We start from the raw sequence: 8,689 nt of genomic DNA, 5'->3' as shown, positions 1-8,689 counted from the left end.
GTCTTCGATCATGTAATGCAAGCGGTCCAGCGGGTATTCCGGGTCCAGCGGTACATAGGCGCCGCCGGCCTTGAGGATCGCCAGCAGGCCGATGACCATTTCCAACGAACGCGGCAGCGCCAGGCCCACGCGCACCTGCGGGCCCACCCCACGCTCGCGTAGCATCCAGGCCAGGCGGTTGGCGCGCTCATCCAGTTGTGCATACGTGAGGGTCACACCGGCAAAGGTCAGCGCCGGGGCATCCGGCCGCTGGCTGGCCTGCTGGCTGAACAGCTGATGGATGCACTGGTCGAGGCGATGCGCGCCCTTCTCCACCCCCAGGCTGTCTTGCAAGGCGCGTTGCTCATCCGCGCTCAGCAACGGCAATTCGCTGAGGCGCTGGCCGGGATCGGCGATCAACGCTTCGAGCAGGTTGCACCAATGCGCGGCCATGCGTGCAATGCGCGGCTCGTCGAACAGGTCGGTGCTGTAGGTCAGGCAGCAACCCAGGCGATGGTCGAGGTCGGTGACTTCCAGGTTGAGGTCGAACTTGGTCGCCCGCGCATCGTTGGCCAGGTACTCCACGGTCATGCCGGCCAGTTGGCGGCTTTGCTGGAATTCCCAGCGCTGCACGTTGCACATCACCTGGAACAACGGGTTGTACGCCGCGCTGCGCGGTGGTTGCAGAGCTTCCACCAGGTGGTCGAACGGCAGGTCCTGATGGGACTGGCCTTCGATCACGGTATGGCGCACCTGCTCGAACAACTCGCTGACCTGCATCTGCCCAGTGAGCTGGCAACGCAGCACCTGGGTATTGAGGAACGCGCCAATCAAGCCTTCGCTTTCCGGGCGGATACGGTTGGCCACGGGCGCGCCGATACGCAGGTCGGTCTGGCCGCTGTAGCGGTAGAGCAACACCGCCAGGGTCGCGGTCATGGTCATGAACAGCGTGAGGCCCTGTTGCGCGTTGAAGGCACGCACACGGGCGGCCAGCTCATCGCTCAAATCAAAGCGGTACAGCTCGCCCCGGTGGCTTTGCACCGGTGGGCGTGGACGGTCGCCGGGCAGTTCCAGCAACGGGTGTTCGTTGCCCAGTTGCGCGGTCCAGTAGTCCAGCTGGCGCTGGCGCTCACCGGCTTCCATCCACCGGCGTTGCCACACGCTGTAGTCGAGGTACTGCACCGGCAACGCGGGCAGCGGCGAGTCGCGCTCGTCGATAAAGGCTTCATACAGGGCGCTGAGTTCACGGGCAAAGATGTCCATGGCCCAGCCTTCGGTGACGATATGGTGCAGGGTCAGCACCAGGTAATGCTCTTGCTCGCCAGCCTTGACCACGCAGGCGCGCAACAGCGGCCCGGTTTCCAGGTTGAACGGCGTGTGCGCCTCGACATCGGCCAGTTGCTGCAAACGCTGCTGGCGCTGCAGCTCATCCAATGCGCAGAAATCCTGCCAGCCCATGCGCACAGTGGTCTGCGCCGAGACCTTCTGACAGGCCACACCGTCAACGCTTGGGAAAGTGGTGCGCAGGGTTTCATGACGCATGATCAAGGCTTGCAAGGCTGCCTCGAAACGCCCCACATCCAGTACCCCGCGCAGGCGCGCCATGCCGCCGACGTTATAGGCCGGGCTGTCCGGTTCCATCTGCCAGAGGAACCACATGCGCTGCTGGGAATAGGACAAGGGGACCGGCTGGCTGCGGTCGACTTTGGCGATGGCAGTCTGTTGGTTGCGCTGGCCCGCCGCCTGGATCAGCCCGACCTGCTCGGCAAAATCGCCCAGCTCGCTGGCTTCGAACAGGGTGCGCAGCGGCAGCTCGACGTCACAGGTCTGGCGGGTGCGAGAGATGATTTGCGTGGCCAGCAACGAGTGCCCGCCCAGTGCGAAAAAGTCATCGCGCAGGCCAATGCGTGGCAGGCCCAGCACCTCGCGCCAGATCGCGGCGATTTGCAGCTGCAAGACTGTGTGCGGTTCGACGTGTTCGCGGGTTTGCCATACCGGCTCTGGCAAGGCACGCCGGTCGAGCTTGCCACTGGGGCTCAGGGGCATGGCATCCAGGCGCATCAGCAGCGCAGGCACCATGTACTCCGGCAACTCGGCGGCCAGGGCGGTTTTGACCGTTTGCTCATCCAGTTCGGTGTCGGCGGTGTAGTAGCCGATCAACTGGGCATCACGCACCAGCACCACGGCTTGGGCGATGCCTGCGAGGGCCAGCAGGCGCGCTTCGATTTCTTCCGGTTCCACACGGAAACCGCGCAGCTTGACCTGCTGATCGAGGCGCCCGAGGTATTCGAGGACGCCATCGGCGTTCCAGCGCGCACGGTCACCGGTGCGATACAAGCGGGTGCCCGCCGCGCCCAGCGGGTCGGCGACAAAACGTTCGGCCGTCAGCCCGGCACGGCCCAGGTAACCCCGCGCCAGGCCGATACCGCCGATGCACAGTTCGCCCGGCACACCGGCCGGCAGCGGGTTGAGCTGCTCGTCCAGTACGCGGCAAATCACATTGCCCAATGGCCGGCCAATCGGCGAGCGCTCGCCATCCGAGGCAGCGCACTGCCAATGGGTGACGTTGATTGCAGTTTCGGTCGGGCCATAGCGGTTGTGTAATTGCACCGCTGGCAAGCGCGCCAGTACGCGGTTACGCAACTCGGCAGGCAAGGCTTCGCCGCCGGAAAACAGCCGACGCAGGCTGGTGCATTCGGCCACCAGCGGCTCGTCGATAAACAGCTGCAAAAGCGGCGGCACGAAGTGCAGCGTGGTCACCCCATGTTCCTGCACAAGCTGCGCGATACGGTGCGGGTCGCGATGTTCGCCCGGCCCGGCCAATACCAGGCGGCAGCCGGTAATCAATGGCCAGAAGCATTCCCACACCGACACGTCGAAACTGATCGGCGCCTTTTGCATCAGCACATCGGTTTCGTTCAGTTGATAGGTGGCCTGCATCCACTGCAAACGCTCGGCCAGGGCGCCGTGGGTGTTGCCCACGCCTTTGGGTTGGCCGGTGGATCCGGAGGTGTAGATCACGTAGGCGAGGTTATCGCCGTGCAGGTGCAAGCCTGGCGCCTGGGTCGGCCAGCTGTCGAGGTGCAGACTGTCCATGGCAATCACGCACACGCCTTCGGCGCTGGGCAGTTGGGGGAGCAAGGCGGTCTGGGTGAGCAGCAGCTGCACGCCGCTGTCCTTGAGCATGTAGGCCAGGCGCTCGGCGGGGTAATCCGGGTCCAGCGGCACGTAGGCGCCACCGGCCTTGATGATGGCGAGCAGGCCGATCAGCAATTGCGGCGAACGCTCGGCGGCGATGGCCACGCACACGTCCGGGCCCACGCCTTTGTCGCGCAGGTAATGGGCCAGGCGGTTGGCCTGGGTGTGCAGTTGGGCGAAGGTCAGGCTGCCGTCCTGCCAGACCAGTGCGGTGGCGTCCGACGTCTGTTGGCTGAGCAGCTCGGGCAGCCAGTGCCGGGCCGGCGCGCAGGGGGCTTCGCTCCAGGGTTGCTGTTCGTCGGCCTGCATCAATGGCAGGTCGCCGATGGCGTGTTGTGGTTGCGCGCACACAGCTTGAAGTAGATGGATGAACTGCTCGGCCAGACGCTGGATGGTCGCAGGTTCGAACAGCTCATCGGCGTAGTCGAACGACAGGCTCAAGCGCCCATTGCGGTCTTCTTCGCTGTGCAGTTGCAGGTCGAACTTGGCTTCGCGGCTGTGCCAGGGCAATTCATCGGCCAGCAGGCCCGGCAGGCGGCGCAAGGCACTGAGGTCCCGTTGCTGGTGGTTGAACATGACCTGGAACAGGCCCTGTTCGCGGGCCTGGGGGAAGGCTTCCAGCAGTTGTTCGAAGGGCAGGTCCTGATGGGCCTGGGCGGCCAATGTGGTCTCGCGAGCGGCGGCCAACAGCTGGTTGAACGGCAGGCGCCCGTCCAGCTCGGCGCGCAGCACCAGGGTGTTGATAAAGAAGCCGATCAGGCCCTGGGTTTCATGGCGTGGGCGGTTGGCATTGGGCACGCCGATACGGATATCGCGCTGGCCACTGTAGCGATAGAGCAAGGTCTGGAACGTCGCCAGCAGCAGCATGAACGGCGTCGAGTCATGGGCCTGGGCGGTCTGGCGGATCGCCGCACTGAGGCGCGCATCCAGGCGCTGGCTATGGCGCGCGGCGCTGTGCCGATGCTGGGCGGCACGCGGATGATCGGTGGCCAGGTTCAGGGCCGGATGCTCGTCACCCAACTGCGCTTTCCAGTACGTCAGCTGTCGCTGGCCCTCGCCTTCGGCCAGCCATTGGCGCTGCCAGCTGCCGTAGTCGGCGTATTGCAAGGCCAGCGAGGGCAGCTCCAGGGACTGGCCTTGGGCGGCAGCGGCGTACAGGCGCGAGAACTCGTCGATCAGGATATTCAGCGACCAACCGTCGGCAATGATGTGATGCAAAGTCACCAGCAGTTGGTGCTCTTCATCGCCCAGGCGTACCAGGGTAACCCGCAGCAAGGGGCCTTTTTCCAGGTCGAACGGACTGCGTGCCTGGTCTTCGCGGACCCGTTGCGCACGGGCTTCGCGTTCGGTGTTGGGCAGGTCGCTGAGGTCGATGATCGGCAGTTCGAAATCCGCCGTTGCCTCGACACGCTGAAACGCCTGGCCGTCGCGCTCGTAGAAGCGCGTGCGCAGGGCTTCGTGACGCTGGATCAGTTGCTGGAAGCTGTGACGCAGCGCGTCTTCATCCAGCTCGCCGCGCAGGTGCAAGGCGCCGGGAATGGTGTAGGCGCTGCTGTGAGGGTCCAATTGCCAGGTGATCCACAGGCGGTTCTGTGCCAGGGATTGGGGCAGGTCTTCTTGACGCGACAGCGCGTGTATTGCGCCTTGGGCCACGCCGCCGTCCTGTTGCAGGTGCGCCACAGCCGCAGCAAAGGCCGCGAGTGTCGGCGCTTCGAACAGCAGGCGTAGGTTCAGCTCCAGCCCGAGGCTTTCGCGCAGGCGCGCGACCACTTGGGTCGCGGTGATGGAGTTGCCGCCCAGCAAGAAAAAGTGATCGTCGCCCGCCACATGAGCCAGTTGCAGTTGCTCGCACCAGATCGCCGCAATCTGCTGTTGCAGGTCCGATTCCAGCGCCACTTCGCTCGCCGGCCCCTGCTGCCCGGGGAACTGCGCGTAGCTGTCGAGGCTGCCATCGGCATGCCGAATCGCACAGGCCGCACGCTGCACTTTGCCGCTGGAGGTCTTCGGCAAGGCGCCGGGGTTGAGCAGCACCACCACGCTCGGGGCTTGCTGGCAGGCCTCGGCCACGGCTTGGCGGATCGCCTTGATCAGCGCTTCGGGCGGCAGGATTTTCTGCACGCTGCGGCTGATTTCCGCGGCGATGCCGATGCCTTCCAGGCCCTGGTCATTGACCGCAAACGCGGCAACCCGGCCCTTGCGCACCACTTCCACTTCGCGCTCGATGGTCTGCTCGATGTCCTGGGGGTAGAGGTTGTGGCCGCGCACGATAAGCAGGTCTTTCAGGCGCCCGGTGATGTACACCTCACCGTCGCGAATAAAGCCCAGGTCGCCAGTGCGCAACCAGGTGCGGCCAGCATGCTGGACAAAGGTCTTGGCGCTGGCTTCAGGGTTGCGCCAGTAGCCGTGGGCGATGCTCGGGCCGGTGGCCCAGAGTTCGCCGACGCACTGGTCGGGCAGCTCGGTGAGAATGTGCGGGTCGGCGATCAACACGGCGTGGTCCGGTTGGCTGGTGCCGCAACTCATGATCGCGCTGCCCTGCCCCGGTTCGGCGCGGTTGGCGGCCAGCGCCTGCTCGTCCATGCGCATCGCGCGAATGCCACGGCCACGGATGCCTCCCGCGACAAACAGGGTGGCTTCGGCCAGGCCGTAGGAGGCGAAGAAATTATTCGGGGTGAAACCACAGGCCGCAAATTTTTCCGCGAAGCGTTCCAGGGTGTCGAGGCGGATCGGTTCGGAACCCGAATAGGCCACGCGCCAGCGGCTCAAATCCAGGCGCTCCAGGGCCGACTCGCTGACCCGTTCGCTGCACAGGCGGTAGGCGAAATCCGGGCCACCGCTGATGGTGCCGCCGTATTCGCTGATCGCCTCCAGCCAGCGCAAAGGTCGGCCAAGGAAGTAGGCCGGCGACATCAACACGCAGGGCACGCCGCTGAAAATCGGTTGCAGCAGGCCGCCGATCAGGCCCATGTCGTGGTACAGCGGCAACCAACTGACGATCACGTCGTCGGGGTTGAGGTCGATGCCAAAACCACGGCGGATCAGCACTTCGTTGGCCACCAGGTTGCCGTGGCTGACTTGCACGCCTTTGGGCAATGCGGTGGAGCCGGAGGTGTATTGCAGGAAGGCGATGTCGTCGGCCTTGAGGTCGGGCTCGACCCACTGGTCGGCCAGCTGCGCCTCCAGGGTGTCGACGCTCAACACCGTGGGCGCATTTTCAATCTGCGCCAGGCCCTCGCTGAGGCTGGCAATGGTCAACAGCAGGCGCGGCTCGGCATCGCTGATGATCGACAGCAGACGCTCCTGGTGATGACGGCGCGTGGATTCCGGCGGATACGCCGGCACCGCGATCACCCCGGCGTACAGGCAACCAAAGAACGCCGCCACATAGTCCGGCCCACTGGGGAACAGCAACACCGCACGCTCGCCCAGGCCAGTGTTGGCTTGCAGGGCGGCGGCGATGGTGCGGGCGCGTTGGTCGAGGTCGCGATAACTGAGCACCACACTGTGCTCGGCGCTCTCGGCGAGGAAGCGCAACGCCACCTGATCCGGTGTCTGCGCAGCACGCTGTTGAAGGGACTGGACCAGGGTGCGGGGGAGTTCGAAGGCGTCCATCATGGGGTTCCTGCCTGAAATCGGCTTACGGGAAATTCGGGAAATCGGTGGGGTTCAGCCGGCGGCGAGCTGCCGCGCCGCGCCAATGCGCCAGCGCGCCAGGTGCTCGTCGGCATAGCGACGCACACAGCGCAGCACGGCGCTTTCTTGCTGCACGAGGAAGAAGTGATGGCCGTCAAACATGTCCAGGGAAAACCCACTGGCGGCGTCGAGTTGCCAGTCGAGCAACTGGTCGGCACGCACGCTGTCCTGCTTGCCACCGAACACGTGGATCGGCAGCGCCAGGGGCTGGCGCTCGCCATAGGTGAAACTGCCGCACAGCAGGAAATCGGCGCGCAGGATCGGCAACATCAGTTGCATCAACTCGGGGTTGGCCAGGGCTTCCTCGGCGGTGCCTTGTAACTCACGAAGGCGGGCGATGAGTTGGGCATCGGTCTTTTCGACGGCGTACTCGCTCACATCACGACGCGCCGGGCCCGCCGTGCCGGACGCGAACAACGCCAGCGGCGCAGGCAGATTGCGTGCGTTTAAAGCGTGGGCCAATTCAAACGCCAACAGCCCGCCAAGGCTGTGGCCGAACAAGGCATAGGGGCCATCGAGATCACGGCTGATCTCTTCAGCAAGCTGCGCGGCCAAGGCCTTGATATCGCGCTGCAACGGCTCGTCCATGCGCATGCCGCGCCCCGGCAATTCCAGCGGGCACACCTGCAGCCAGTCCGGCAGCACCCGGCGCCAGCGCGCATAGACCGAGGCGCTGGCGCCTGAATGGGGCAGGCAAAACAGGCGCAGCCGCAGGGGCGTACTCATCCGGCGAGGACTCCAAACTGAAACACGCTGAATGCACGATAAAAACCCATCTGGTCCTCCTGCGGGTGCTGATCCTTGGCCGTTGTACTAACGAACCTGTCACCCATGAGAACGGACGGAGCCAGCAAATAATTAGTCGCCGGGGGCGAGCGAGACGTGGTTCACACCTTTGCCCAAGGCATAGGATTAGTTCGTCTTCTCATTTGACAATCATTATCATTCAGCATAATTTGTTGCCCGATGTGTAGGAGGCCTCAGCAGGGATGCCCTCCCCTAACCTATTAGCAACAAGGTGATTTCCATGACGGAACCAGTATCCACAGGCAGGTGCGATTCACCCCTTCTCCAGGCATTCGTCGACAATCGGCTGATCCTGGTGAAGATCGCGGCCCGCATCACCGGGTGCCGCTCCCGCGCCGAAGACGTGGTGCAAGACGCCTACTTTCGGCTGCAGTCGGCACCGACCATCACCTCATCGTTCAAGGCTCAACTGAGTTATCTGTTCCAGATCGTGCGCAACCTGGCGATCGATCACTACCGCAAGCAGGCTCTGGAGCTCAAATATTCCGGGACCGAAGAGGAAGGCTTGAATGTGGTTATTCACGGCGCTTCACCGGAAACCTCGCACATCAATTTCAACACCCTGGAAAACATCGCCGACGCCCTGACGGAGTTGCCACAGCGCACCCGCTACGCGTTCGAGATGTACCGCTTGCATGGCGTGCCGCAAAAAGACATCGCCAAGGAGCTTGGGGTGTCTCCGACCTTGGTGAACTTCATGATTCGCGATGCGCTGGTGCATTGCCGCAAGGTGTCGGGCAGTCATAGCGATACGTTTGCGCGGCGGGTTTGAGCACAGCACAGATATCTGTAGGTGAGGGCTTGCGACGGTAACCACGATGCGAAGCGAGTCGCTCCTGATCTTGCTCTCTTGATCTTGCTCTGCTTGTGATCTTGATCTGGCTTTTGATCTTAGGCGCCCCGTTAAACCACGCTGGCCGGAATTCGACAGGGATTTGGGGGGTAAACCGGCAGGGATGCCGGTTTAGCCGCCCCGCGCCATGGATGGCGCGTGGCGGCGGCCCCCCAAATC

The 8,689-nt window shown here is 64.0% G+C and carries 3 protein-coding genes; 1 reads left to right on the top strand and 2 read right to left on the bottom strand.

The features are described 5' to 3' along the window. Together GIW04_RS24225 and GIW04_RS24220 are read right to left on the bottom strand one after the other, a co-directional pair. Nucleotides 1-6,792, bottom strand: a 6,792-nt coding sequence (locus tag GIW04_RS24225) for a non-ribosomal peptide synthase/polyketide synthase (RefSeq protein ID WP_236479264.1), incomplete at its 3' end; no start/stop codon positions are given. Between the two features lie 51 nt (nt 6,793-6,843). Continuing rightward, a complete protein-coding gene (locus GIW04_RS24220) occupies nt 6,844-7,596 on the bottom strand; it encodes a thioesterase II family protein (RefSeq protein WP_003192866.1) in 753 nt (250 codons plus the stop codon). Nucleotides 7,597-7,897: 301 nt separating this feature from the next. On the opposite strand from GIW04_RS24220, the gene GIW04_RS24215 reads away from it, so the two are divergent. After that, the gene (locus tag GIW04_RS24215; protein ID WP_003192867.1) at nt 7,898-8,449 is read left to right on the top strand and encodes an RNA polymerase factor sigma-70; all 552 of its coding nucleotides are present in this window, start codon (nt 7,898-7,900) and stop codon (nt 8,447-8,449) included. The last annotated feature ends 240 nt before the right edge of the window (nt 8,450-8,689 follow it).

The organism is Pseudomonas sp. PA-4-8C, assembly GCF_021606625.1.
GTDB lineage: Bacteria > Pseudomonadota > Gammaproteobacteria > Pseudomonadales > Pseudomonadaceae > Aquipseudomonas > Aquipseudomonas lactis.
The sequence above is the reverse complement of the archived record's forward strand: the minus strand, read 5'-3'. Positions and strand labels throughout refer to the sequence as shown.

Excerpts from the sequence above, each read along its gene's own strand:
- GIW04_RS24220 (WP_003192866.1), bottom strand. The coding sequence starts at position 7,596 with ATGAGTACGCCCCTGCGGCTGCGCCTGTTTTGCCTGCCCCATTCAGGC.
- GIW04_RS24215 (WP_003192867.1), top strand. The coding sequence starts at position 7,898 with ATGACGGAACCAGTATCCACAGGCAGGTGCGATTCACCCCTTCTCCAG.